This window comes from Streptomyces bluensis (assembly GCF_014650715.1).
In the GTDB taxonomy this organism is placed as follows: domain Bacteria; phylum Actinomycetota; class Actinomycetes; order Streptomycetales; family Streptomycetaceae; genus Streptomyces; species Streptomyces bluensis.
Window position 1 is genome coordinate 509,555 of record NZ_BMVM01000003.1, and the last position, 23,765, is coordinate 533,319.

24 protein-coding genes are annotated in these 23,765 nt (G+C 69.7%); 7 read left to right on the forward strand and 17 right to left on the reverse strand.

Annotation, left to right across the window (positions count from 1 at the left end; genetic code table 11):
* The first annotated feature begins 129 nt into the window (after positions 1-129).
* The 3 genes from IE262_RS12270 to IE262_RS12280 all read left to right on the forward strand — a co-directional run bounded on the left by IE262_RS12270 (position 130) and on the right by IE262_RS12280 (position 3,266).
* A complete protein-coding gene (locus IE262_RS12270; RefSeq protein WP_189873497.1) occupies positions 130-1,203 on the forward strand; it encodes a glycerophosphodiester phosphodiesterase family protein in 1,074 nt (357 codons plus the stop codon).
* 96 nt (positions 1,204-1,299) lie between these two features.
* Positions 1,300-1,671: a holo-ACP synthase gene (locus IE262_RS12275; RefSeq protein WP_134040873.1), complete on the forward strand. Its 372-nt coding sequence runs from the start codon at positions 1,300-1,302 to the stop codon at positions 1,669-1,671.
* A gap of 164 nt (positions 1,672-1,835) precedes the next feature.
* A complete protein-coding gene (locus IE262_RS12280) occupies positions 1,836-3,266 on the forward strand; it encodes an NAD(P)H-hydrate dehydratase (RefSeq protein WP_189873499.1) in 1,431 nt (476 codons plus the stop codon).
* Positions 3,267-3,285: 19 nt separating this feature from the next.
* Here IE262_RS12280 and IE262_RS12285 read toward each other — a convergent pair whose 3' ends face one another.
* Positions 3,286-3,564 (reverse strand): hypothetical protein, encoded by a 279-nt coding sequence (locus IE262_RS12285; RefSeq protein ID WP_189873610.1) that lies wholly within the window; start codon positions 3,562-3,564, stop codon positions 3,286-3,288.
* A gap of 200 nt (positions 3,565-3,764) precedes the next feature.
* On the opposite strand from IE262_RS12285, the gene coaA reads away from it, so the two are divergent.
* Positions 3,765-4,754, forward strand: coding sequence for a type I pantothenate kinase (gene coaA, locus IE262_RS12290; RefSeq protein WP_134040869.1), 990 nt, complete (start codon positions 3,765-3,767; stop codon positions 4,752-4,754).
* A gap of 29 nt (positions 4,755-4,783) precedes the next feature.
* Entirely contained in the window at positions 4,784-5,731 is a 948-nt protein-coding gene (locus IE262_RS12295) for a DUF389 domain-containing protein (RefSeq protein ID WP_134040867.1), read from the forward strand.
* 129 nt (positions 5,732-5,860) lie between these two features.
* On the opposite strand, the gene glmM is transcribed toward IE262_RS12295, so the two are convergent.
* The 4 genes from glmM to IE262_RS12315 all read right to left on the reverse strand — a co-directional run bounded on the left by glmM (position 5,861) and on the right by IE262_RS12315 (position 10,020).
* Positions 5,861-7,219 carry a phosphoglucosamine mutase gene (gene glmM, locus IE262_RS12300; protein ID WP_134040865.1) on the reverse strand — a complete coding sequence of 453 codons (1,359 nt, stop codon included), beginning with the start codon at positions 7,217-7,219 and terminating at the stop codon, positions 5,861-5,863.
* Positions 7,220-7,525: 306 nt separating this feature from the next.
* Positions 7,526-8,047, reverse strand: coding sequence for a 30S ribosomal protein S9 (gene rpsI, locus IE262_RS12305; RefSeq protein ID WP_134040863.1), 522 nt, complete (start codon positions 8,045-8,047; stop codon positions 7,526-7,528).
* Positions 8,048-8,089: 42 nt separating this feature from the next.
* Positions 8,090-8,533 carry a 50S ribosomal protein L13 gene (gene rplM / locus IE262_RS12310; RefSeq protein ID WP_134040861.1) on the reverse strand — a complete coding sequence of 148 codons (444 nt, stop codon included), beginning with the start codon at positions 8,531-8,533 and terminating at the stop codon, positions 8,090-8,092.
* Between the two features lie 206 nt (positions 8,534-8,739).
* On the reverse strand, positions 8,740-10,020 hold the full coding sequence (locus IE262_RS12315; RefSeq protein ID WP_229877225.1) for a glycosyltransferase 87 family protein: 1,281 nt from the start codon (positions 10,018-10,020) through the stop codon (positions 8,740-8,742).
* Positions 10,021-10,094: 74 nt separating this feature from the next.
* Here IE262_RS12315 and IE262_RS12320 point away from each other — a divergent pair, with 74 nt between their 5' ends.
* Complete coding sequence (locus tag IE262_RS12320; RefSeq protein WP_134040859.1) at positions 10,095-10,973, forward strand: hypothetical protein; 879 nt, start codon at positions 10,095-10,097, stop codon at positions 10,971-10,973.
* A 465-nt stretch (positions 10,974-11,438) separates the two neighbouring features.
* On the opposite strand, the gene IE262_RS12325 is transcribed toward IE262_RS12320, so the two are convergent.
* From IE262_RS12325 to IE262_RS12345, 5 genes are all read right to left on the reverse strand, one after another.
* The gene (locus IE262_RS12325) at positions 11,439-12,515 is read right to left on the reverse strand and encodes a C40 family peptidase (protein ID WP_134040857.1); all 1,077 of its coding nucleotides are present in this window, start codon (positions 12,513-12,515) and stop codon (positions 11,439-11,441) included.
* Between the two features lie 19 nt (positions 12,516-12,534).
* Positions 12,535-13,017: a poly-gamma-glutamate biosynthesis protein PgsC/CapC gene (locus IE262_RS12330; RefSeq protein WP_134040855.1), complete on the reverse strand. Its 483-nt coding sequence runs from the start codon at positions 13,015-13,017 to the stop codon at positions 12,535-12,537.
* A gap of 84 nt (positions 13,018-13,101) precedes the next feature.
* Positions 13,102-14,616, reverse strand: a complete 1,515-nt coding sequence (gene pgsB, locus IE262_RS12335; RefSeq protein ID WP_229877226.1) for a poly-gamma-glutamate synthase PgsB — start codon at positions 14,614-14,616, stop codon at positions 13,102-13,104.
* 7 nt (positions 14,617-14,623) lie between these two features.
* Positions 14,624-16,870 carry a HAMP domain-containing protein gene (locus tag IE262_RS12340; RefSeq protein ID WP_189873501.1) on the reverse strand — a complete coding sequence of 749 codons (2,247 nt, stop codon included), beginning with the start codon at positions 16,868-16,870 and terminating at the stop codon, positions 14,624-14,626.
* Between the two features lie 294 nt (positions 16,871-17,164).
* The gene (locus tag IE262_RS12345) at positions 17,165-18,322 is read right to left on the reverse strand and encodes a CapA family protein (protein WP_373305039.1); all 1,158 of its coding nucleotides are present in this window, start codon (positions 18,320-18,322) and stop codon (positions 17,165-17,167) included.
* Positions 18,323-18,534: 212 nt separating this feature from the next.
* Between IE262_RS12345 and IE262_RS12350 the strand changes: the two genes are divergently transcribed.
* The gene (locus tag IE262_RS12350) at positions 18,535-19,344 is read left to right on the forward strand and encodes a hypothetical protein (protein ID WP_373305034.1); all 810 of its coding nucleotides are present in this window, start codon (positions 18,535-18,537) and stop codon (positions 19,342-19,344) included.
* 32 nt (positions 19,345-19,376) lie between these two features.
* Here the strand turns inward: IE262_RS12350 and truA are convergent, their stop codons facing one another.
* The 7 genes from truA to infA all read right to left on the reverse strand — a co-directional run bounded on the left by truA (position 19,377) and on the right by infA (position 23,673).
* Complete coding sequence (gene truA, locus IE262_RS12355) at positions 19,377-20,237, reverse strand: tRNA pseudouridine(38-40) synthase TruA (protein WP_189873505.1); 861 nt, start codon at positions 20,235-20,237, stop codon at positions 19,377-19,379.
* A gap of 79 nt (positions 20,238-20,316) precedes the next feature.
* Positions 20,317-20,862 carry a 50S ribosomal protein L17 gene (rplQ, locus tag IE262_RS12360; RefSeq protein ID WP_134040847.1) on the reverse strand — a complete coding sequence of 182 codons (546 nt, stop codon included), beginning with the start codon at positions 20,860-20,862 and terminating at the stop codon, positions 20,317-20,319.
* A 183-nt stretch (positions 20,863-21,045) separates the two neighbouring features.
* Entirely contained in the window at positions 21,046-22,068 is a 1,023-nt protein-coding gene (locus IE262_RS12365; RefSeq protein WP_003966937.1) for a DNA-directed RNA polymerase subunit alpha, read from the reverse strand.
* A 151-nt stretch (positions 22,069-22,219) separates the two neighbouring features.
* Positions 22,220-22,624 (reverse strand): 30S ribosomal protein S11, encoded by a 405-nt coding sequence (rpsK, locus tag IE262_RS12370; RefSeq protein ID WP_003956432.1) that lies wholly within the window; start codon positions 22,622-22,624, stop codon positions 22,220-22,222.
* A 68-nt stretch (positions 22,625-22,692) separates the two neighbouring features.
* Positions 22,693-23,073 carry a 30S ribosomal protein S13 gene (gene rpsM, locus IE262_RS12375; protein WP_134040845.1) on the reverse strand — a complete coding sequence of 127 codons (381 nt, stop codon included), beginning with the start codon at positions 23,071-23,073 and terminating at the stop codon, positions 22,693-22,695.
* A gap of 199 nt (positions 23,074-23,272) precedes the next feature.
* The gene (gene rpmJ / locus IE262_RS12380; RefSeq protein WP_003998809.1) at positions 23,273-23,386 is read right to left on the reverse strand and encodes a 50S ribosomal protein L36; all 114 of its coding nucleotides are present in this window, start codon (positions 23,384-23,386) and stop codon (positions 23,273-23,275) included.
* Between the two features lie 65 nt (positions 23,387-23,451).
* The gene (gene infA / locus IE262_RS12385; protein ID WP_003948620.1) at positions 23,452-23,673 is read right to left on the reverse strand and encodes a translation initiation factor IF-1; all 222 of its coding nucleotides are present in this window, start codon (positions 23,671-23,673) and stop codon (positions 23,452-23,454) included.
* Between the last annotated feature and the right edge of the window lie 92 nt (positions 23,674-23,765).

A 23,765-nucleotide genomic window follows, 5' to 3' on the forward strand; every position in this document is an offset into this window, starting at 1 on the left:
TCAAGAACCGTCACGAGACGCATGATTCTCCGGGAGTTCGCGGCGCTGTAACGGATGGGCTTCCGTGCGGTCCGCGCCTGCGGTTTAGCTTCACGTGGTCGAGTTTCGTATGAGATGAATGAGGCATAAATGTCCCTCCGGCATGCACTCGCTGTTCTGGCCGTCGTGCCCGCGCTCGCCTTCCCGGCGACCGCCCAGGCGGCCACCGCCTCTCAGCCCGAAGTCCTGCCCCAGAAGAGCCACTTCGACCTTCAGGCCCACCGCGGCGGCCTGGGTCTGACCACCGAGGAGTCCCTGGAGGGCTTCGGCAAGGCGCTGCGTCTCGGGGTGAGCACCCTGGAGCTGGACACCCAGATCACCAAGGACCAGAAGGTCGTGGTCACGCACGACCGGCAGGTCAGCGCCAACAAGTGCAAGGACACCAGCCCGCTGACGCCGGGTGACCCGATGTACCCCTACGTCGGCAAATACATCAAGGACCTCACCCTGGCTCAGATCAAGACCATGGACTGCGGTTTTCAGCAGCTGCCCGGCTATCCCGAGCAGGAGCAGATCAAGGGCTTCCGCATGGTGGAGCTCAAGGACGTCCTCGACCTGGTCAAGAGCTACAGGGCGCACCAGGTCAAGCTGAACATCGAGACCAAGGTCGAGGCAGGCGCGCCCGAGCAGACCGCGCCCCGCGAGCTGTTCGTGCGGCGCGTCTACGAGGAGATCCACCGCTCGGGCATCGAGAAGCAGGTCACCATCCAGTCGTTCGACTGGGGGGCCCTGAAGGAGATGCACAAACTCGCGCCGTCGTACCCGCTGGTGGCGCTGACGAACTACGACTTCCTCCAGGTCGGCAAGCCGGGCGCCTCCCCGTGGCTCGGCGGCATCGACGCCGACGACTACGACGGCGACTTCGTCAAGGCCGCCGCCACCCTTGCGGGCGTCACCGCGCTCTCTCCCAACTACGGCTTCCCGCAGAACGGCACGATCGCAGACCCGAACTTCCGCTTCTACCCGGACGAGAAGATGATCTCCGAGGCGCACCGGCGCGGGCTGAAGGTCATCCCGTGGACCTGTGACGACCCCGCCACCATCGAGGCGCTGATGGACATGGGCGTCGACGGCATCATCACCGACTACCCGAACCGCGTGCGGGACATCATGGCCGAGCGCGGCATGCGCCTGCCCAAGAGCTACCCCACGCCGCGCCACTGACGACCGGCAACGCCGCGTAAGCGGTCGGCGTCCGCGTAAGCCATCGGCGTCGACGTCGGTGACGGCCCCGTACGGGCGGCCCGTAAGGTGCAGGGCATGAGCATCATCGGGGTCGGCATCGACGTAGCCGAGATCGACCGCTTCCGTGCCTCGCTTCAGCGCACGCCGGGGCTGGCCGAACGCCTCTTCGTGGACGGCGAGTTGTTCCTCCCGAGCGGCGAACGCCGAGGGGTCGCCTCGCTGGCGGCCCGCTTCGCCGCGAAGGAGGCGCTGGCCAAGGCGCTGGGCGCCCCACCGGGCCTGCACTGGACGGACGCCGAGGTCTACGTCGAGGACAGCGGCCGGCCCCGACTGCGTGTCCAGGGCACGGTGGCCGCCCGCGCCGCCCAACTCGGCGTCACCTCCTGGCATGTCTCGCTGAGCCATGACGCGGGCGTGGCGTCGGCGGTGGTGGTGGCGGAGGGGTAGCCACGAGCCATGCGGAGGGCGCCCCAGGACGGGTAGCCCCAGGGTGGCCCCTGGGTGGCCCCCAGGACGGGTAGCCCCAAGGTGGCCCTCTGGATGGGTGGCCCCCCGGCGCCTCGGGGTGCCGCGAGGTGGCCGTTCAGCGACCGTACGGGAGACTCGACAGCATGCGTAGTGCGTACCGCGTGGAAACCGTCCGAACCGCCGAGCGCGAGCTCATGGCCAGGCTCCCCGACGGCGCCCTCATGCAGCGCGCCGCCGCCGGACTGGCCGCCGCCTGCGCCGACCTGCTCGGCCGGGTGTACGGCAGCCGCGTCGTCCTCCTGGTCGGCAGCGGCGACAACGGCGGCGACGCCCTGTACGCGGGCGCCCGCCTGGCGAAGCGCGGCGCGGGCGTCACGGCCGTCCTGCTCAACCCCGACCACACCCACCCCGGCGGCCTGAAAGCCCTGCGCCGGGCGGGCGGCACCGTGGTCCCGCCCCACCAGGCGGACCACGCCCTCCAGCGCGCCCACCTCGTCGTCGACGGCATCGTCGGCATCGGCGGCAAGGGCGGTCTCCGCCCCGACGCCGCGCCGCTGGCCGCACTCGCGGCGGCGTCCGGTGCGGCCGTGGTCGCCGTCGACCTGCCGTCCGGTGTCGAGGCCGACACGGGGGAGGTGCGCGGCGCGGCCGTCCGCGCCGACCTGACGGTCACCTTCGGGACGCACAAGCCGGGCCTGCTCGTCGACCCGGCACGCGAGTACGCCGGTTCCGTACGCCTCGTCGACATCGGGCTCACTCTCCCCGCCGACCCGGACCTGGAGGCGTTGCAGCACGCGGACGTGGCGGCGCTGCTGCCCCGCCCCGCCGCCGAGAGCGACAAGTACCGACGGGGTGTCGTGGGGATCGCCGCCGGTTCCGCGCGCTATCCCGGCGCGGCCGTCCTCGCCGTCTCGGGCGCCCTGCGCGGCGGGGCGGGAGCCGTGCGGTACGTCGGCCCCGCCGGGAACGCGGTGATCGCCCGCTTCCCGGAGACCCTCGTGTCGGAGCGGGGCCCGAAGCACGCGGGCCGGGTGCAGGCCTGGGTCGTGGGCCCCGGCGCCGGAGACGACGCGGGACCCGTGGGCGAGGTCCTCGCCACCGACGTGCCCGTGCTGCTCGACGCGGACGGCCTGCGACTGGCCGACCGGGACGCCGTACGCGCCCGCACCGCACCCACGCTCATGACCCCGCACGCCGGAGAGGCCGCCGCGCTGCTCGGCACCTCACGCGAGGAGGTCGAAGGGGCGCGCCTGACGGCCGTACGGGACCTCGCGCGCCGCTATGACGCGACCGTGCTCCTCAAGGGCTCCACCACGCTGGTCGCCGGCCCCGACGGCGGCACGGTCCGCGTGAACCCCACCGGCACACCCTGGCTGGCCACCGCGGGCAGCGGCGACGTCCTCTCCGGTCTCGCCGGCTCGCTGCTGGCGGCCGGTCTGTCCGCCCTGGACGCGGGGAGCGTCGCGGCGTACGTCCACGGCCTGGCGGGCCGCTACGCGGCGGACGGCGCACCGGCGGGCGCACACGACGTGGCGGAGGCGATCCCGGCGGCGTGGCGGGACATCCACGGCTGACTCAGCCGCCCGAAGGTCTTCAGCAGCCCTGCTCCAGCCGGTCGATGGCCTCCTGGACCATCCCCAGGTACTCGACCTCCTCGCACCGGGGCTTGCTGCCCATCCGGTACATGTCGATGCAGTCGTAGAGGTACTCCCCGAGGTCCTCGTCCGGCAGGTCGTCCGCCAGTTCGCTGCACACACGTCCGGCGAAAACGGATTCGACACGCGTAGATCTACGGCGCACGACATCACGCATCCGCACGACATCCCGCATCCGCACGACATCCCGCATCCGTACGGCATCACGAAGGCGCATGACAAGACCACCCCAAAACCCCCGACGGGCCGGGAGGCGGCTCCCTCCCGGCAGGCGGACGCTATCCCCTCCCCCACCTCCGGTCCATACCTTCGACACAAGTCATACACAGCGACAAGTCATACGTAAGGGCCCCCTCGCGTGACGGACCCCACCCCGCCGGCCCGTCCGTACTCCGTCAACACCCGTGACAATGAACTGTGATCTCATCGGTCTCCTCGTTGCCGCGGAGCGCCCACCGGCCCAGGCCGGAGGCGACTCCCTACGTCGACCTCACCCGTGCCGAGTGGAGCGCGCTGCGCGACAAGACGCCGCTGCCCCTGACCGCCGAGGAGGTCGAGAAGCTGCGCGGCCTGGGCGACGTCATCGACCTCGACGAGGTGCGGGACATCTACCTGCCGCTCTCCCGGCTCCTCAATCTGTACGTCGGTGCCACGAACGGCCTGCGCGGTGCGCTGAACACCTTCCTCGGCGAGCAGGGCTCCCAGTCCGGCACCCCGTTCGTCATCGGTGTCGCGGGCTCCGTCGCCGTCGGCAAGTCCACGGTCGCCCGCCTGCTGAAGGCCCTGCTGGCCCGCTGGCCCGAGCACCCGCGCGTGGAACTGGTCACGACGGACGGTTTCCTGCTCCCGATGAAGGAGCTCCAGGAGCGGGGCCTGATGTCGAGGAAGGGGTTCCCCGACTCGTACGACCGCCGCGCGCTCACCCGCTTCGTCGCCGACATCAAGGCGGGCAAGGACGAGGTGACGGCGCCCGTCTACTCCCATCTGATCTACGACATCGTCCCCGGCCAGAGGCTCACGGTGCGCCGCCCGGACATCCTCATCGTCGAGGGCCTGAACGTCCTCCAGCCCGCTCTCCCCGGCAAGGACGGCCGCACCCGTGTCGCCCTCGCCGACTACTTCGACTTCAGCGTGTACGTCGACGCCCGCACCGAGGACATCGAACGCTGGTACCTGAGCCGCTTCCGCAAGCTGCGCCGGACGGCCTTCCAGGACCCGTCCTCCTACTTCCGCAAGTACACCCAGGTGTCGGAGGAGGAGGCCCTGGACTACGCCCGCACGACGTGGCGCACCATCAACCGGCCCAACCTGACCGAGAACGTGGCGCCGACCCGTGGCCGCGCCACCCTGGTCCTGCGCAAGGGCCCGGACCACAAGGTGCAGCGCCTGAGTCTGCGCAAACTCTGACCCTTGCCTGTGACCGTTAGCCTGCCCCCATGCTGCATCTGCGTCTGATCACACCGTCCGACAAGACCGACGGCGTGGTGCGCCTCGTCGAGCGGACGGTCGGCACCACGCATCTCGTCGTGCTGCCCGGCGCCGCCCGCAATCCCGCCGGGGACGTGGTGCTGTGCGATGTGGCGCGCGAGGCGGGCGACGAACTCATCGGCGCGCTCCGTGCGTTGGGCCTCGACACGACGGGCTCCATCGCCGTGGAGAACATCGACCTGTCGCTCTCCAAGCGCGCCGAGAAGGCCGAGGACGAGGCGCCGGGCGAGGGCGCGGACGCGGTGCTGTGGGAGCACCTGGCGGACGCGACGCACGAGGAGTCGACGCTGTCGATCACGTACGTTGCCTTCATCACCCTGGCCACGATGATCGCGGCCTGCGGTGTGGTGCTCGACAACGCGGTCCTGATCGTGGGCGCGATGGCGGTGGGCCCGGAGTTCGGCCCGCTGGCGGGCTTCTCCACCGCCCTCGTGCAACGCCACCCGCGCCTCGCGCTCCGCTCGCTCATCGCGCTGCTGGTGGGCTTCGCCGTGGCGATGGCGGTGACGGTCGGCTTCAGCCTCTTCATGGACGCGGTCGGCCTGTTCAGCGAGGCGCAGTTGCGGGCGGAACGGCCCAACACGGGCTTCGTCTACGCCCCCGACTGGTTCTCCTTCGTCGTGGCGGTCCTCGCGGGTATCGCCGGCACCCTCTCGCTGACCTCGGCCAAGTCGGGCGCCCTGGTGGGAGTGGCCATCTCGGTGACGACGGTCCCGGCCGCGGCGAACGCGGCCGTGGCCCTGAGCTACGGCGACACCGCCCAGACCTGGGGCTCCACGGAGCAGCTGCTCCTGAACCTCCTGGGCATCGTCCTCGCCGGCACCCTCACGCTCCTGGCCCAGAAGTGGCTGTGGGCGAAGCAGCGGGAACGTACGGCGGCGAGGAGCACCCTGTAGCGACCCCGGTAGGGACCCCTGTAGCGACCTCTGTAGCGACCTCTGTAGGGATCCCTGTGGCGATCTCTGTAGCGACGAACCCGCAGCCCGCCAACAGGGCACCCGCCCACTCCCTGCCCGGGACAGCCCTTACCCCAGCGCCGACTTCACCGTGTCCGCGAGCCGCCCGGCGACCGACCGCGCCTGATCGATGTCCGCGGCCTCCACCATCACCCGCACCAGCGGCTCTGTCCCGGACGGCCGCAGCAACACCCGCCCGGTCGACCCGAGTTCACGCTCGGCGTCGGCGACGGCACTCGCCAGCTCCGCGGACGTGGCGACCCGGGACTTGTCGACGTCGCGCACATTGATCAGCACCTGCGGCAGCCGCTCCATGACGGACGCGAGGTCCTTGAGCGTACGGCCGCTCTGGGCGACCCGGGCGGCCAGCAACAGCCCGGTCAGCGTGCCGTCCCCGGTCGTCGCGTGGTCGAGGATGATCACGTGCCCGGACTGTTCGCCACCGAGGGCGTACCCGTGCTCCTTCATCTCCTCCAGCACATAACGGTCGCCGACCGCGGTCTGGACGAGCTTCAGCCCCTCACGCTCCAGCGCGAGCTTGAAGCCGAGGTTGGACATGACGGTGGCCACCACGGTGTCGGCCCGCAGGACGGACCGTTCCCGCATCGCCAGCGCGAGCACGGCGAGGATCTGGTCGCCGTCGACCTCGTTGCCCTCGTGGTCCACGGCGAGGCAGCGGTCGGCGTCACCGTCGTGCGCGATGCCGAGGTCCGCGCCGTGCTCGACGACGGCGGTCTTCAGCGGGTCGAGGTGCGTGGAGCCGCACCCGTCGTTGATGTTGAGCCCGTCGGGCTCGGCGCCGAGGGTGACGACCTCGGCTCCGGCGCGGACGAAGGCCTCGGGCGAGACACGGGCGGCGGCCCCGTGCGCCTCGTCCAGCACGATCTTCAGGCCGTCGAGCCGGTGGGGCAGGACACTGATGAGGTGCGCGACGTACTGGTCGAGCCCCTCGTCGTACGACGTCACGCGCCCGACGCCCGCACCGGTGGGCCGGTCCCAGGGCGCTCCGGTCCGGTGCTCCTCGTACACGCCCTCGATCCTGTCCTCCAGCTCGTCGGCGAGCTTGTGGCCGCCGCGGGCGAAGAACTTGATGCCGTTGTCGGGCATGGCGTTGTGGCTGGCGGAGAGCATCACGCCGAGGTCGGCACCGAGCGAGCCGGTGAGATAGGCGACGGCCGGGGTGGGCAGCACACCGACGCGCAGGACGTCCACGCCCGCGCTGGCGAGGCCGGCGACCACGGCGGCCTCCAGGAACTCCCCGGACGCCCGCGGGTCGCGCCCGACGACCGCCAGCGGCTTGTGGCCCTCGAACGTGCCCGCCTCGGCGAGTACGTGGGCCGCCGCGACGGAGAGGCCGAGGGCCATCTCGGCCGTCAGATCCGCGTTGGCGACGCCGCGCACGCCGTCCGTGCCGAAGAGTCGTCCCACTGTGTGTCCTCCGAATGTACTGAGTATGGGATATATCCCCTGGTTGAACCGGGGATACCTCCCGTGGTGTCCCGGGTTCCCGTGAAGTCGACCGTCACCCGCACTACACGGTTGCCCTGTGTCCGGCCTTCTCTCCCCGGAGTGCCTGTCCTGTCCACCCGTGTAGCCGTGCGGGGGTGCGGTGTGGGGCATGGGGCGTGGGGCGTGCGCATAAGCCTGCGATAAAGCATTGATCCCGGTAAACGAACCGCCCCGACGGCACAGAACGTGCCGCCGGGGCGATGCGTGCGATACAGCGAGCGACGATTAGCGCTTGCTGTACTGCGGGGCCTTGCGGGCCTTCTTCAGACCGGCCTTCTTGCGCTCGACCGCGCGGTCGTCGCGGCGGAGGAAGCCGGCCTTCTTGAGCGGGCCGCGGTTGTTGTCGACGTCGGCCTCGTTCAGGGCGCGGGCGACACCGAGACGGAGCGCACCGGCCTGGCCGGAGACGCCGCCACCCGCGATGCGGGCGATGACGTCGTAGCGGCCCTCAAGCTCCAGCACCTTGAAGGGCTCGTTGACTTCCTGCTGGTGCACCTTGTTCGGGAAGTAGTCCTCAAGGGTGCGCCCGTTGATCTTCCACTTGCCGGAGCCCGGAACGATCCGGACACGGGCGATGGCGTTCTTGCGACGGCCCAGGCCGGCGGCCGGCTGGGGCTCGCCGAAGCGGGAGGCGAGGGACTCGGAGGTGTACTCGCCCTCCACCGGAACCTCGGACTCGGTGGTGTAGCTGTCGATGTCGACGAGCTCGGTCTCTTCGACCGGCTGCTCAGCGGTGGTCTCGGCCACGATTCTCCTCAGATTCTCTTCAGGCTTGGGGGTTGGCCGGACTTACTGCGCGACCTGGGTGATCTCGAACGGCACCGGCTGCTGGGCAGCGTGCGGGTGCTGGTCGCCCGAGTAGACCTTCAGCTTGGAGAGCATCTGGCGGCCGAGGCTGTTCTTGGGAAGCATCCCCTTGACGGCCTTCTCGACGGCCTTCTCCGGGTTCTTCGCCAGCAGCTCGTCGTAACGGACGGAGCGCAGACCACCCGGGTAGCCGGAGTGGCGGTACGCCATCTTCTGGGTCCGCTTGTTGCCGGACAGGTGCACCTTGTCGGCGTTGATGATGATGACGAAGTCACCAGCGTCGACGTGCGGCGCGTAGATGGGCTTGTGCTTGCCGCGCAGGAGGGTGGCGGCGGTGGTGGCAAGACGACCCAGGACGACGTCCTGGGCGTCGATGACGTGCCACTGACGCGTCACATCGCCGGGCTTGGGGCTGTACGTACGCACGGTTCGTAGCCTTCGCTTCTTCAGTGAGGTTCCTGACAAGGTCACCGAAGACGATCACGACAGCCATGACCGCACTGCGGTGACGCAAGCCGCGTGCTGGTCGCTGGTCATCGGCCCGGTGGACCGGTGTAAGGGCCCCTCACGTGAGAATGAGCAAGCCAATACACATAACGAACATGCAGGATAGCCGGGCCCGCGGGGACGGGTCAAAACGGGGCCGGACCGCTGCCGCCGGGCTCCGCCGCCTGCCCCTGGGGATGGGGCTCTGGACGCGCATCGAGAGGGGCAGGGGGGACGGGTTCCTCCACGGGCGGCCGGTGACAGGCAAGCGTCACCACCAGCGCGCAGAGCGTCACCGCGTCCTTGAAGGCCCGCCGCGTCGGCACCTCCAGAAGTTGCAGTGTGAACCCGGGGGCCTGCGGAATCAGCGCGAGCCAGAACCATGGACTACGGGCCACGGAGCCGGGCAGCACCGCGCTCGCGAGCATCAGCGGGAGCACAAGCATCAGATAGTGGTCGAACGACGGCCGCGACACCAGGAACACCGACAGCATCAGCAGGCACGCCGTCTCCGTCAGCCGCAGCACCGCGTCACCCCCACGCCGCCACCGAGCGTACGCACACCACAGCCCCGCCCCGGCCGCCACCATGGCCACTGCGGCCGCCACCGCCTGTGGGACCCCGAGCCTCGGCAGCACCACCCCCAGCGAGGCCTCGTACAGCCGCGCGAAATCGTCCTGCCCGCTCACCAGGTACGGCAGGGTCCGGGTGAAGAAGCCCGCCGGGTTCGGGATCAGCAGCGCCGAACCGCCGGAGGCCAGCGCCGGGACCAGCACCATCAGCCCCAGTCCACGCCACCGCCGCGCGAACACGAACAGCAGCACCATCGGCGCGAGCAAAGGCTTCAGCGCGACGGCCGCACCGAGCACCGCCCCCGCCGCACCCCACCTCCCCCGCGACATGAGCAGCAGCGCCAGCGGCAGCGCGACCGCCGCCGTCGCGGTCCAGTTCCCCAGTCTCACGAGGTGCGCGAACGGCGCGAACCCCACCGCCAGCCCGAGGAGCCCCAGCACCGCGAACCGGCTGCGCCACGGCACCCCGTACAGCCGCAGCGCACACGCCCATCCGGCCATCAGGAGGCCGGTCGTCACCACCGGCACCAGCACTCGCAGCACGACCGACGGCACGATCAGCTGGGGCACCGCCGCCAGCATGGCGCTGGGGAAGTAGAGGAACCGCTGGTCGTCGTAGGGCGACCCGCCGTTCCAGAGCGTGCGCGCCGCCTGCACGACGATGCCGTTGTCCATTCCCCCTGCCGCGGACGCCTGCGCCGCGCTCGCGATCAGCGCGCACAGCACCACCCCGAGTGCCGTCCACGCCGGCCAGGACGCCCGCCCCAGCGCCCATCCCGACCACCACACCCGCCCGTACTGCCGCCGTTGAGGCCGACCAGAGTGACCAGAAATGCCCTCTACGTCCATGTTCATTCTGGTCACGCTAGGGGCTCAAGTGCCCCAACACCCTGAACAGCACGCCCCAACCCCCGTCTAAAATGCGGTCCATGAGTTTTGGGCAAGGGGAGCCTCAGTGGGATCCGTGGAAGCCGGGTTCTCAGCAGCCGCAGTGGTCGGACCCGGGGGGGCAGACCCCCGACTGGGCGGCGCTCGCGGAGGCGTCCGAGACGCGTAACAAGCGGCGTCGTGTGCTGTTCATAGCCGGCGGCGCCCTGGCCACGATCGCCATAGGCGCCGCCGTCGCCGTGGCCGTCGTCTCCGCGGACGGCGACGCCGAGGCCTCGAACAACCCCGCCAACGACCTGCCGAGCAGCGCGGCCATCCCGAGCGCGAGCGACGCCTCCGAGCCGTCCTTCGCGCCGACGTCGGCCCCGCCCCCGCTGGACCCCAAGGACTTCATCTCCAGCGCGAAGAAGGACACGGCTCCGCTCAGCGCGGAGAGCCTGTTCCCGGGATCGCAGCTGACGATGGGTGAGTCCGTCTACAAGAAGGGCGCCACGGCCTCCACCGCCGACTGCGCCTCGGTGGCCCAGGGCACCCTCGACAAGGTCCTCACGAACAACGACTGCACCCGCGTCATGCGCGTCACCTACACCAAGGACGGCGTCGCGGTCACGGTCGGCGTCGCCCTCTTCGACACCGAGGCCCAGGCGACCAAGGCCAAGAAGGACGCCGACGACAAGAGCATCATCTCCTCCCTCTCCGGTGACGGCGTACCCGAGTTCTGCCGTACGGCGATCTGCCGCTCCACGACCAACTCGTACGGCCGCTACGCGTACTTCACGCTCGCCGGCTTCACCAACGGCAAGGACGTCACGGAGAAGGACACCGCGGTGTTCGAAACGGGCGACGACCTGGCCGAGTTCACCTTCCGCCAGATCCGCCGCCGAGGCGAGGCCCAGGCCTCAGCCGCCGCAAACGAGTAACCGAACACGCGAGCAGAGGGCTGGCCTCCGGCCCGCCCGACGCTTGAGAACGAGCCGGCCCAGCCGGACACACCCCACCCCCACAAACCCACCCCAGCCCCAGCCCGTCCGACCCTCAAGGACGAGGCCGCTCAGCCCGACACACCCCAGCCCCCCAGCCCGTCCGGAGCCTGAGGACGAGGCGGCTCAGCCGGACACACCCCGCCCACACCAAACCCACCCCAACCCCATCCTCAGCCCGCCCGGCGCTTGAGGACGAGGCCGTCCAGGCCAACACACCCCACCACCCGCACAAACCACCCACCCCCAGCCACCCACTCACAGCCCGTCCGGCGCTTGAGGACGAGGCCGTTCAGGCCGAAGCGGGGGTCTGGGGGCGGCAGCCCCCGGGAAGGGATGGGACGGGTAGGGGCGGCGGGGGCGAAAACACCCTCCAAGCCCCCCGCACCCACGCCACCCCACCCCTCACAACCGCTTGGCGCTCCGCAACGTCTTCGCGTAGTACCCGTTCCCATCCAGCCGCGACACGCCCCCCACGTCACCGATGGTCGGCCCGTTGACCTCCTCGCGGCTGGACACGAAGATCAGGTGCCCCTCGGTGTCGTAGCCGAGGACCATCCCGACGTGGTCCAGCCGCTCCCCGGTCCGCGTGTCGAGCTTGAAGAAGACAAGGTCCCCCGGCTGCAACTGGTCGATCCCGGTCGGCCGGTCCTTCGCCGTGATCCCGGTCAGCGGCAGCACGTCGACACCCTGCTTCGAGCGGGCCATACCGTTGGCGGTACGCGGCAGCCCGTCCCCCGACTTGTCCGAGGACATCAGCGGGTAGCGGGCCCGGTAGCCCAGCACCATGCGCATGAACCCGGAGCAGTCGATGGACCTGGCACGCATCGACTCCGGCTGCCCGACCACCCCGTCCCGGAAGGGGTACGGCACACCGAGGTAGTCGTAGAAGTCGGACTGCTCAAGGCGCAGGTCACCGCCCTCGGCCCCCGTCGTGTTCAGGGGCCCGAAGTTGGCGTCACCGGCGTAGACGACACCCTGCGCGTCCTTCTTCTCCTTGGCGCCCTCGACGTACTGGAACGCAAAGGCGAAGAGGTCGTCCTTCTTGCTGCCCTCGTTCTCGGCGTACCAGTCCTTGAACCACTTCTCCTTCTCCGCGCCCTTCTTCCACCGCTCGGGCATGAGCCGCACCCAGTCCGTCGTCGAGACCTTGGAGCTGGTGGACGAGGGTTCCGCGAAGGTACGGGACGGCCCGGTCAGCGTCGCGGTGCGCGCCCCGTCGGTGAGCACCGCCTTGACCTGGCCGTCGGCCCCGCGCAGCACGGAGCGGGCCGGGTGCTCCAGCCGGGACCACGTCTCCTCGCCCGTGTCCGCGCTCTTCGACCCGCCGCGGGAGCCGTCCAGCACGCCGACGTTGGTGATCTCCGTCACGCCCTGCTCGTCCTGCTTGCGGAGCTCGACGGTGAGATAGCCGGACGTCCCCACGAGCGCCAGCACCACAAGAGCGGAAAGGACCGGCCGCGATTTCTTCTTCCCTGCCATGACTTCTCTCCCCGTACCTTCAGACGGTGGGCATGACGCCGAGCAGCAGCCCGGCGGCGACGACGATGTAGGCCATGAGCGAGACGGTGCCCGTGGCCAGCAGCGTGGCCCCCTTGGGCTGGCGCACCATCTGGTAGGCGATCAGACCGGGCACGATGAAGCCGAGCGTCTGGTTGCCGTACAGCAGCGGGAACTCGATCGAGAGCACGATCATCACCGTGGACTGGAGCAGCACGCCCAGCAGGACCACCGCGGCGAACAGCCGCTTGCCGTAGAGGATCACCAGTCGCTGCATCACCTTGGTGCCCCCGTAGGTGAGGGCGGTGACGCCGACCACCATGGCCGCCCGCTGGAGGTCCTCGATGAGGGTGAGGGCGATCCATCCCGGCGTGATCATTCCGCCGGGGGACAGGTTGGTGGTCAGGTAGCACAGCAGCGAGAAGAACAGGCCGATGGCGATGCCCAGGGCGGCCATCTCGGGGGTCAGGGCGGCGGTGGTCAACGGGGTCTCCGGGCACGGGTGCGGGTCGTGGTGCGGGGCGGTCGGCGGCGTGCGGGTGCGGGGTGTCGTCCCCGTCCGCGGAGGTCAGGAGTGGGGATGCTGCCCACCGCCGTCGGCCGTCGGGTACGGGTGGCCGCCGTGGGAGTCGTCGCCGTACTGCCACGCCTCCTGGACCGGGGCGGCGTACGGCGCCTGCGGCTCCGGGACGTACGGCCTCTGGTGTTCGTCGGCGTGCTGGGCCCACGAGGGGCGACGCTGCTGGGCCGGGGCCGGGATGCGGATCACCGGGATCTCCTGGGTCTGCGAGGCCTGGTAGCGCTCCTCGTAGGCCATGGGGTACGAGGCGTACGGGTCCAGGCGGGCCGGCTGGGCCGGCAGCACGGGGTCCGCGGGCTGGTCCGTGTCCTCGGGGGTGGAGTCGTCCGCCGGGAGTTCGGCCAGGTATTCGAGGAGTTCCTCGCCCTGGCCGTGGATGTTGCCGATGGCGACGAGAGAGGAGTCGTCGGCCATGCGCTCCAGCAGGGCGGGCATGAACTCCTCGGCCGAGCGCCGCTCACCGCCGAGGTCGATCGCGCGGTCGCGCCACTCGGCCGGGATGGCGTCGATGGCGCTCTTGGCGGGGTGCCCGATGACGAACACGTTGTCCGGCTGGAGGTCGGGGATGATCTCGCCCATCTGGCCGTTGCGCTCGACGCGGTCGGGGCGGCAGTTGATCACGACGTTCAGCGGCCGGTGGATGGCGCCGAGGTCGAGCAGCTGGTTGATGTTCATCAGCGTCGACTCGGGGTCGTTGGCCGCGAAGACGTTGGCGAAGGCGAGCCGCTTGCCCTCGGGCGTGAGGTAGCGCTCCACGGAGAGGACACCGGGGTCCGGCGGGGCGTCGTACATGCCTTGCAGGGCGACCTGCCGTTCCACGCCGAGCAGTTCGGCGACGACCAGCGCGATCGCGACGTTCTCCTTGAAGGTGAACCAGCTGAAGCCCCGCAGCTCCTCGTCGGTGACCGTGTCCGGGTCGGCGTAGACGAGCTTGCAGTTACGGGCGTCGGCCTCCTCCTGGAGGATGTGGAAGCGCTCCTTCTCCGCGGTGACGCAGATGCCGTCCTCGGGCATCGAGCGGCACAGCGAACGGGCCACGTCGTCCAGGGTGGGCCCCATCTCGGCGAGGTGGTCCTCGCGGACGTTGCACAGCACGCCGATCGTGGAGCGGATCAGTTTGCTCTGGTTGACCTCCTGAAGGGCCGGCATGACGGCCATGCACTCGATGACGAGGGCGTCGGGACGGTACGTGGCGGCCCGGCGGACGATGCCGATCTGCTCCACCACGTTGGCGATACCGAACTTGCGGTAGACCGGCTCCTCGGTGGCGTCGGGGTGGATGAACCGCGCGGCCGTTCCCGTCGTCTTGGCCACGGTCACCAGGTCCCCGCCCCGCAGGGCCCCGGCGCACAGCCGGGTGATGGAGGACTTGCCGCGGATGCCGTTGACGAGCACCCGCGAGGGGATGCTGTGCAGGCTGGCGTAGTGCCGGCGCTGCTCCACGATGCCCGCCACGAGCAGCGCGACACCGCCTATGAGCAGCACGAAGTAGAGATAGAGCACAGCTGGGTCACCTTCCCCGGCCGACGGGCTGTGGCTCGGTGAGCCGGCGCGCCTGGTTCTGCTTACGGGCCTGCAGTTGCTGACGGATCAGTTCGAGGCTGCGTACGACGGCACCGACCTCGTCCTGGTAGCGGGGGTACTGCACGGTCTTGAGGTCACCGTCCGCCAGCTTCTCGGCGCCGGTCGCAAGCGCCCGCAGCGGCCGGGCCACGACCAGGAACACCCAGCCCAGGCAGACGACGATCAGGGCCAGCCCGAGCAGCCCGGCGAGCACGCTGCGGTCCTCCAGCTGGTAGGCGGCGATCTGGAAGTCCTTGGCGTTCTGCCAGCTGACCGCGGTCCAGCCGAGGTCCGCCGCAACGCCGCCGCCGGAGAAGGGGGCCGCCGCGGCGACGGTGACCCCGCGCCCCTCGCGGATCAGCAGGCCGTTCTCCACGGGGCCGGCGCCGACCGGGACGCTGCCGGCCCGGACGAGGCCGGTGAGCGCGTCGCGCGGCAGTTTCTCGAAGGCCAGGAAGCCGTCGCTGGCGGCGATGGTCTGCGCCTTGGAGTCCACCACGCGGACCTCGCCGAGGCCGGGCCGCTTGAGCAGCGAGTTGAGGAACTCGACCCTGACCTCGCCGACGACGGTCTCACCCTTCCGGTCCGGGACGGGGGCTCCGACCTGGATGACCGGCTTCTTCCCGCCCTTGCCCGCGACCCGGACCGGCGGAAGGTCCTCCTCGCCGCTCCAGCGGGCGCTCGGCTCCTCCCCCGCGCGGGCCAGGACGTCGCCGTCCGAGGAGAGCAGGTACAGCGACTGGTAGCGGGTGTGCTCGCGCAGGGCGGCCGCCAGCACCTTGGTGGTGGCGGCGGTGTCGTCCCCGCCGATCAGCCGGGACGTGGAGACCATGTCCGCCTGGGCCTCGTTGAGCGCCCGGCGCACCCGGTCGGCGACCAGGTCGGTGCGGTCGCGCTGGTCGCTGACCATGGAGGCCGGGACGCTGACCGAGTCGTCCGTGCGGTTCAGCAGGAGACCGACCGGCACACACCACAGCAGCAGCACCACCGACGTCAGCGCGAGCGGTCCACGGACCCCGAACCGTGTCTTCGCCAGCCGGCGCTCGGTGGGCTCGTCCGCCCCGCCGCCGAGCTGGACGCGCAGGTGCTCCAGAGCCCGGCCGATACGCGCGGCCTCACCCCAGCGGGGCACGGCCACCGGCCGGGTCAGGTCACCTCGGGCGAGCCGGCGGGATTCCAGGAACAGCCGCAGCAGCGGCCGCTGTACGGTCACCAGGAGCACGGTCACCGCGAACAGACCGAGCACCACCAGCGCGCCGGCCGCCAGCAGCCCGTAGAGCTCCCGGCCCGGGGCGGCGGCCTGCTGCTGGACCGCGGGGAGCATGGCCACCACCGTGAGCCCGAGCCCCGCGCCCACACTCTGCTTGTCCTCGGGATCGGCGGAGGCGAGGGAGGCGTACCCGGCGGTGGCGACCCGGCCGTTGTAGGACCCGCCGACCAGGCTTCCGCTGACGCCGGGGTAACCGCGGGAGCCGGGTTCCCTGGCGCTGACGGGATTCTGCTCGGTCTCGTCGGCCGCCCGGCCGGAGAGCTTGCTCATCTGCTTCTGGAGGAAGGCGAGTTCCTGGCGCTCCTGGTCCGAGTTGAGCGCCTCGGACTGCTCGAAGCCGGCCGTGGCGAGGACCTCACCGCCGGTGGCGACGACCGCCATGGAGCGGAACTGCCCCAGGTTGATGGCGGGCACGGACAGGCTGTTGGACGCGATCAGCAGCTGCTGCGGCCGGTCCGCGAAGTCGAGGACGGCCATGGTCATCAGCCGTACGTCACCGGTCTCCAGCCGGACCATACGGGGCTTGAGCGCCTTGCCCCCGGTGAGGACGTCCTTGTCCAGCCAGGCGAGAGGAATCGTTTCGCCTCTGGCGGCCAGGACCTTGCCGGTCTCCAGGTCCAGGACCGTGGTGCCGGTCCACTTCTGGTACGTCTTGCCGAGGTCGGACAGGACGCGCTCCGGCTCCACCGGTGTGCCCTCGTTCAGCGCGGCCGCGGTGCGGTTCAGGTCGGCGACTCGCTCGTCGATCGAGGCCCGCAGGGCGATGGCGCCGTCCTCCGCGAAGTGCTGCTGCGCGGACAGCACCGCCTCCGGCACGACCTGCTCACCGGCGGGGCCGAGGACCTTGGCGGTGAGTCCGGCGAGGGCGAGCACCAGCACGCAGAGCAGCGCGATGGGCGGACGGATACCGCCCAGGAGCGGCATGTCCGCTCGTCTTCGGCTTCGTCGCCGCCCGCCCTTCCCAGGGCTCGCGGCACGAGTGGATGTCACCGGTGGTCTCCTCCGACCTCTACGGATGACGGCGCCTGCCGGAAACACCGCCGAAACGCGGGGGCATGACACAGCCGTCACTTAAAAGACTGATAAGGAGCGCCGAGGTTGTGTCTCTCGCCCCGGAATGCACTGTGGCGCTGCTCACGCCGTCGCGGCGCTCACGCAGTGGCGTGGCTCGCGCGACGGCCTGGCTACGCAGTGGCCTGGCTCACGCAGTGGCGCTGGTCACCGCTGCAACGGGAGCTCCTTCAGACCGTCCCCGCCCGGAGCCCCGCGGTTGTAGAGGAAGCCCCGGATACGGTCCTCCGCCAGCCGGTAGCGGGCCAGCCGCTCCTCGGAGACGTCCGCGTCCTTGAGGGCCTTGCGCACGTCCACCAACCGGTGGTCCTCGACCGCGCCGGCGGGCGCCTTCTCACCGGCCTCCAGCTCCGGCGGGATGTCCACCAGCGTCGGGGCGTAGCGGGCCGAGACGTCCCACTTGCCGTCCGTCGTCTCGCGGAACTCGAACCAGCCGATCGCGCCCTCCTCGGTGAGCCCGGTCGGCGTGGAGTGACGGGCGATCTGGTTGCCGAGACTGTAGGCGATCCAGGTGCCGTTCACCTTCTGGATCGGCTGCACCACGTGGGCGTGGTGCCCGATCACGAGATCGATCCCCGTCTCCTCGGTGATCCGTTCCGCGAGGCGGAGCTGCGGAATGCTGGGTTCGTTGTAGTGCTCCAGCCCCCAGTGGACCGAGAGGATCACCACCTCGGCGCCCTTCTTCCGGGCCCGCTCCTCGGCCTTCTTGATCTCCTCGAAACCGATCCGGTTGAACGCCCACTTCTCCTTCTCGGGCGTCGGGTTGAGGAAAGATTCCCAGGAAAACGCGAGATGGGCGACCTTCACGCCGTTGACGTCACGTATGTTGATCTGTTCTGCTTCCTCGGGCGTGCGCGCCGAGCCGGTATGTCCGAGGCCGGCCTTGTCCATGGCGTTCAAGGTGCGCCGCACGGCTTTCAGGCCATGGTCGTAGGTGTGATTGGAGGCCGTCGAGCAGGTGTCGTAACCCACATCCTTGAGGGCCGTCAGAATCTGCGGCGGAACAAGGAATTCCGGGTAGCCCTCGAAGGGCCCCTTGGGCGTTCCGACCGGCGTCTCCATGTGGCAGATGGCCAGGTCGGCCTTGCTGATGACCGGCTTCACGCCGGCGAGCATCGGGCCGAAGTCCAGCCCGGCCTCCCCCTTGCCGGTCTTCTTGGCGTCCTTGGCGGCCTGCTCGACCAGCTCGGGGTGGATGAGCACGTCACCGGCGGCAGCGACGGTGAACGAGCGCCCGCCCGGCTTCACCTTCGCCGCCGGGGTACCAGAACTGCACGCGGTGGTCACGGCGACGACCGTCGCCAGGGCGGCAACCGAACGACCGATCCGGAGAGGATTACGAAGTGTCACCGCGCCATATTCACATGGGCCTCACATGCGTCAGTCCCGTTGCTGTCACAAGACAATCACATTTCGTTCGCATACTGGCACAAGTCGGACTCGTACTCGCGCTTTTCGGCTGCCAGTCACCCACAGGGCAGGGAACGGACGAATCCGCTCCACGTTCCCGGGAATTGGTGGATCTCCGCAGCCGGATCCTCGCGTATACGGCCGAGTTCCAGCCGGACGGCGACTACACCCCGCCGAGCGACGCCCAGCGCGAGAAACTGTCCGAGGGCGTGGGGAACCTCCTGGACGGGAACGCCACGCGGGCCGAACAGGTCCTCTCCCCCATCGGCCTCAAGGTCACCCGCCTCACCGACACCGAGTCCGGACGCAGGTACGACGAGATCGCGGCCCGCCGGCCGGGCGAGGCCCAGCGCTGGGGACGCCTGTACCTGAACGCCGACGCCCGCCTCCGCTGGAACGCCCAGGTCCCCCACCCGATGAGCGACCGGGACACCGAGCTCCTCGGGGTACGGCTCCTGGAGGACAACCCCGGCGGCTCACTCGTCCTGGCCGGCGCCCACCGCCGCGCGGGCCCGGAGGACGCCGCCGATGTCGCCCACCGCGAGGACAGCGCCTTCCACACCGTCGTCGTGGAGCTCCAGAAGCGCGACGTACCGGGTGTCCAGCTGCACGGCTTCGCCGAGGGCACGGACCGCCCCTACGATGCCGTCGTCTCCACCGGCGCCGCCCAGAGCGCGCACACCGAGACCTCCGCCATGGCCGACTCCATGGAGGCCGACGGGCTGCGCGTATGCCGTGGCTGGCAGGACAAGTGCCCGCTCGAAGGCGTCACCAACGTCCAGGGCAAGACCGCTCAACGGCACCACGCCAAGTTCGTCCACGTGGAACTCGCCCCCACCGCCCGGGGCGACGGCCCGGACGCCGACGAGGCCGAGAAGGCCCTGTCGGGCATGGTCACGTCCTGGGCACACGACTGAGGGCCCGAACAGCTACGGCGCCGCACCGGGCCTCAGCAAAAACCGGCCGCCCCGGGCAGCGTCCGCTTGTTCCGCGCCTCCTTGTTCCGCGCGGCCAGCAACTCGTCGGCGGGATACCCGACTTCCTCCAGCGTGAGCCCGTGCGGCCGTACGACATGCACGGCGGAGTCCCGCACACCGGCGGCCAGCACCTTGCCCGGCCAGTCCGGCGCTCGATGCCCGTCGCCCACGAACAACAGGGCGCCGATGAGCGACCGCACCATGTTGTGACAGAAGGCGTCGGCCCGCACGGTGGCGGTGACGATGCCGTCCTCCCCCCGCACGAGGCTCAGTTCCTGCAGCGTACGAATGGTCGTGGCGCCCTCACGCTTCTTGCAGTAGGCGGCGAAGTCGTGCTCGCCGATGAGCCTCCCGGCGGCTTCGTTCATGGCGTCGACGTCGAGCGGCCAGTCGTGCCAGAGGACATGGTTGCGCAGCAGCGGGTCGACACCGCCGGGATTGTCGGTGACCCGGTACGCGTACCGCCGCCACACGGCCGAGAACCGCGCGTTGAACCCCGCGGGCGCCTCCCTGAGCGCCCACACCCGCACGTCCCTGGGCAGCCTCCCGGCCAGCCGCTTGAGCAGCTTCCCGTGGTGCTCGCCCCACACGTCCTGCGGCAGGTCCACATGCGCGACCTGTCCCCGCGCATGCACCCCGGCATCGGTCCGCCCGGCCACGGTCAGCTCGTACGGGGCCCCCTTGGAACGCGTCACCGTCCGCAGGGCCTCCTCAATCTCCGCCTGTACGGTCCGCCGCCCTCCGGCCTGCTTGGCCCAGCCGGAGAACTCGGTGCCGTCGTACGAGAGATCAAGCCGCACACGCACATGTCCCGGCTGTACTTCGTCACTCACAGGTAGATCCTCTCAGGACCGGCGAACGCGAAAGCGGGCCCGCCCCAACGGACGGACCCGCTCACACGCGAGGTCAACCTCAGGCGTCCTTCGCGCCTTCACCAGCCGCTTCCGCGGCGGGCTCGGCGGGAGCCTCAGCCTCGTCAGCCTTGGCCACGTCGACCTTGGCGTCCTCGGCCTTGGTCTCCTCGACCGTGGCCTCCTCGGCCTCCTTGACCGCACGCTTGGTGGCGGCCTCGGCCTCACCCGTCGCCTGCTGCGCGACCGTCAGCGCCTCGACCAGCTCGATCACGGCCATGGGCGCGTTGTCGCCACGGCGGTTACCGATCTTGGTGATACGGGTGTAACCACCCGGACGGTTCTCGTACCGCGGGCCGATCTCGGTGAAGAGCGTGTGCACGATGCTCTTGTCCGTGATGACCTGGAGCACCTGACGGCGGTTGTGAAGGTCGCCCTTCTTCGCCTTGGTGACCAGACGCTCGGCGTACGGCCGCAGACGGCGGGCCTTCGCCTCGGTGGTGGTGATACGGCCGTGCTCGAACAGCGCCTTCGCGAGGTTCGCGAGGAGCAGCTTCTCGTGCGCGGCACTGCCGCCCAGACGGGCACCCTTGGTGGGCTTCGGCATGGTTCTTCTCCTGTGTCTCTGCCCCGGCCGTGTCAGGTACCGGGGTCAGTATCCGAGCGGGCGGGGTTACCCGTCGGAGATCCGGGAGCAGCCCCGAAGGGGCGCTCCCGGAAGGGGCGCGGGGAACTGCGCGATCAAGCACAGCACACCCGCACCCAAGTGCGGACCGGAAGTCCCGAGCTCTTAGTACTGCTCGGTCTCCACGAAACCCGCATCCGCATCGTCATCCGCGCCAAAGGCGTCGGCCGCCGCGGTCGGGTCGAACCCGGGCGGGCTGTCCTTCAGAGCGAGACCCATCCCGGCCAGCTTCGCCTTGACCTCGTCGATCGACTTCGCACCGAAGTTACGGATGTCGAGCAGATCGGCCTCGGAGCGGGCGACGAGCTCACCCACGGAGTGGATGCCCTCACGCTTGAGGCAGTTGTACGACCGAACGGTGAGCTCCAGCTCCTCGATCGGCAGCGCCAGATCCGCGGCGAGAGCGGCGTCCGTCGGCGACGGACCCATGTCGATGCCCTCGGCGTCGATGTTCAGCTCGCGGGCGAGACCGAACAGCTCGACCAGGGTCTTACCGGCGGAAGCCATGGCGTCACGCGGACGCATGGCCTGCTTGGTCTCGACGTCGACGATCAGCTTGTCGAAGTCGGTGCGCTGCTCGACACGCGTGGCCTCGACCTTGTACGTGACCTTCAGCACCGGCGAGTAGATCGAGTCGACCGGGATACGACCGATCTCCTGGCCGACCTGCTTGTTCTGCACGGCGGAGACGTAGCCGCGACCGCGCTCCACGGTCAGCTCCATCTCCAGCTTGCCCTTGCCGTTGAGCGTGGCGAGGACGAGGTCGGGGTTGTGCACCTCGACACCGGCCGGGGGCGCGATGTCGGCGGCGGTGACCAGACCCGGGCCCTGCTTGCGCAGGTACATCACGACAGGCTCGTCGTGCTCCGAGGAGACGACCAGCTGCTTGATGTTGAGGATCAGGTCGGTGACGTCCTCCTTGACGCCCGGCACGGTGGTGAACTCGTGCAGGACACCGTCGATCCGGATGCTGGTGACAGCCGCACCGGGGATCGACGACAGGAGCGTACGACGCAGAGAGTTACCGAGGGTGTAGCCGAAGCCCGGCTCCAGCGGCTCGATCACGAACCGGGAGCGGAACTCGTCGACGACCTCTTCGGTCAACGAGGGACGCTGAGCGATCAGCATGTGTGGATCAGATCCTTCAGTCGTGGGCGCCCGCTATATGACGCCCGACGGAACCGCCCCTGCCATAAAGGGCGGGTACTGCAAGGGTACGGGCGGTACAACCCCTAAGGGCCGCACCGCCCTGAAACCGCGGTCGCGAAAGCGCGAGGCGTCAGACGCGACGACGCTTCGGCGGACGGCAGCCGTTGTGCGGGGTCGGGGTGACGTCCTGGATGGAGCCGACTTCGAGACCGGTCGCCTGGAGCGAGCGGATGGCCGTCTCACGACCCGAGCCCGGGCCCTTCACGAAGACGTCGACCTTGCGCATGCCGTGCTCCTGCGCGCGGCGGGCGGCCGACTCGGCGGCCATCTGCGCGGCGAAGGGGGTCGACTTGCGCGAGCCCTTGAAGCCGACGTGGCCGGCGGAGGCCCAGGAGATCACGTTGCCGGACGGGTCCGTGATCGAAACGATGGTGTTGTTGAACGTGCTCTTGATGTGCGCGTGGCCGTGAGCGACGTTCTTCTTTTCCTTGCGGCGCACCTTCTTGGCAGCGCCCTGACGTCCCTTGGGGGGCATCTCTTAACTCCTACGGGAGGTGGTCGGTCCTACAGCGAAGACCGCTGGACGGCGAGTTTCGCTGCGGACTACTTCTTGCCCGGCTTCTTCTTACCGGCGATGGCGCGACGCGGGCCCTTGCGAGTGCGGGCGTTGGTGCTGGTGCGCTGACCACGGACGGGCAGACCACGGCGGTGACGCAGGCCCTGGTAGCAGCCGATCTCGACCTTGCGGCGGATGTCGGCCTGGACCTCGCGACGGAGGTCACCCTCGGTCTTGATGTTGTTGTCCACGTACTCGCGGATCTTGACGAGCTCTTCCTCGGTCAGATCGCGCACACGGGTGTTCGGGTTGACGCCGGTCTCGGCCAGCGTCTGCTGCGAGAGGGTCCGGCCGATGCCGAACACGTAGGTGAGGGCGACCTCCACGCGCTTGTCGCGCGGGATGTCAACACCGGAAACGCGTGCCATTCAATGGCTCCAGTTGATACTCGGAGGTCTTCCGCAAAGCCGCTCCCCAGCCGCCGTACCAGGTACGAACTGGGTCCCCGGCCTCCGAACCGGGGGTGTCAGGCACCGTCGAGGCGCCTGGGCCCTGCGTATGAACAAATTCAGCTCGCGTCGCGCGAATCCCTGCGATATCGATGCAGAGGGATCGATCGATCGTGCGTCAGCCCTGGCGCTGCTTGTGGCGCGGGTTCTCGCAGATGACCATGACCCGACCGTGACGGCGGATCACCCTGCACTTGTCGCAGATCTTCTTGACGCTCGGCTTGACCTTCATGGGATGTGAGGTTCTCCGGGTCAGTTGCCGGCGGACCCGCGGGGAACGCGGGACCTGGGCAAGATCTACTTGTAGCGGTAGACGATCCGGCCACGCGTCAGGTCGTACGGAGACAGCTCCACCACGACCCGGTCGTCAGGGAGGATGCGGATGTAGTGCATGCGCATCTTGCCGCTGATGTGTGCCAGGACCTGGTGGCCGTTCTGGAGCTCGACCTTGAACATGGCGTTCGGCAGAGACTCGACGACAGTGCCCTCGATCTCGATGGCACCTTGCTTCTTGGCCACGCTTCGCCCTTCGAATCGACTACCTAGATCGGCTCCGGGCGACCGCATGCGGGCATACGGGAACACGAGAGCCGACGAGTCAGTCTACGTCA

Excerpts from the sequence above, each read along its gene's own strand:
- IE262_RS12270 (WP_189873497.1), top strand. The coding sequence starts at position 130 with ATGTCCCTCCGGCATGCACTCGCTGTTCTGGCCGTCGTGCCCGCGCTC.
- IE262_RS12275 (WP_134040873.1), top strand. The coding sequence starts at position 1,300 with ATGAGCATCATCGGGGTCGGCATCGACGTAGCCGAGATCGACCGCTTC.
- IE262_RS12280 (WP_189873499.1), top strand. The coding sequence starts at position 1,836 with ATGCGTAGTGCGTACCGCGTGGAAACCGTCCGAACCGCCGAGCGCGAG.
- IE262_RS12285 (WP_189873610.1), bottom strand. The coding sequence starts at position 3,564 with ATGCGCCTTCGTGATGCCGTACGGATGCGGGATGTCGTGCGGATGCGG.
- IE262_RS12295 (WP_134040867.1), top strand. The coding sequence starts at position 4,784 with ATGCTGCATCTGCGTCTGATCACACCGTCCGACAAGACCGACGGCGTG.
- IE262_RS12315 (WP_229877225.1), bottom strand. The coding sequence starts at position 10,020 with ATGAACATGGACGTAGAGGGCATTTCTGGTCACTCTGGTCGGCCTCAA.
- IE262_RS12320 (WP_134040859.1), top strand. The coding sequence starts at position 10,095 with ATGAGTTTTGGGCAAGGGGAGCCTCAGTGGGATCCGTGGAAGCCGGGT.
- IE262_RS12325 (WP_134040857.1), bottom strand. The coding sequence starts at position 12,515 with ATGGCAGGGAAGAAGAAATCGCGGCCGGTCCTTTCCGCTCTTGTGGTG.
- IE262_RS12340 (WP_189873501.1), bottom strand. The coding sequence starts at position 16,870 with ATGCCGCTCCTGGGCGGTATCCGTCCGCCCATCGCGCTGCTCTGCGTG.
- rplQ (WP_134040847.1), bottom strand. The coding sequence starts at position 20,862 with ATGCCGAAGCCCACCAAGGGTGCCCGTCTGGGCGGCAGTGCCGCGCAC.
- IE262_RS12365 (WP_003966937.1), bottom strand. The coding sequence starts at position 22,068 with ATGCTGATCGCTCAGCGTCCCTCGTTGACCGAAGAGGTCGTCGACGAG.
- rpsK (WP_003956432.1), bottom strand. The coding sequence starts at position 22,624 with ATGCCCCCCAAGGGACGTCAGGGCGCTGCCAAGAAGGTGCGCCGCAAG.
- rpsM (WP_134040845.1), bottom strand. The coding sequence starts at position 23,073 with ATGGCACGCGTTTCCGGTGTTGACATCCCGCGCGACAAGCGCGTGGAG.
- rpmJ (WP_003998809.1), bottom strand. The coding sequence starts at position 23,386 with ATGAAGGTCAAGCCGAGCGTCAAGAAGATCTGCGACAAGTGCAGGGTG.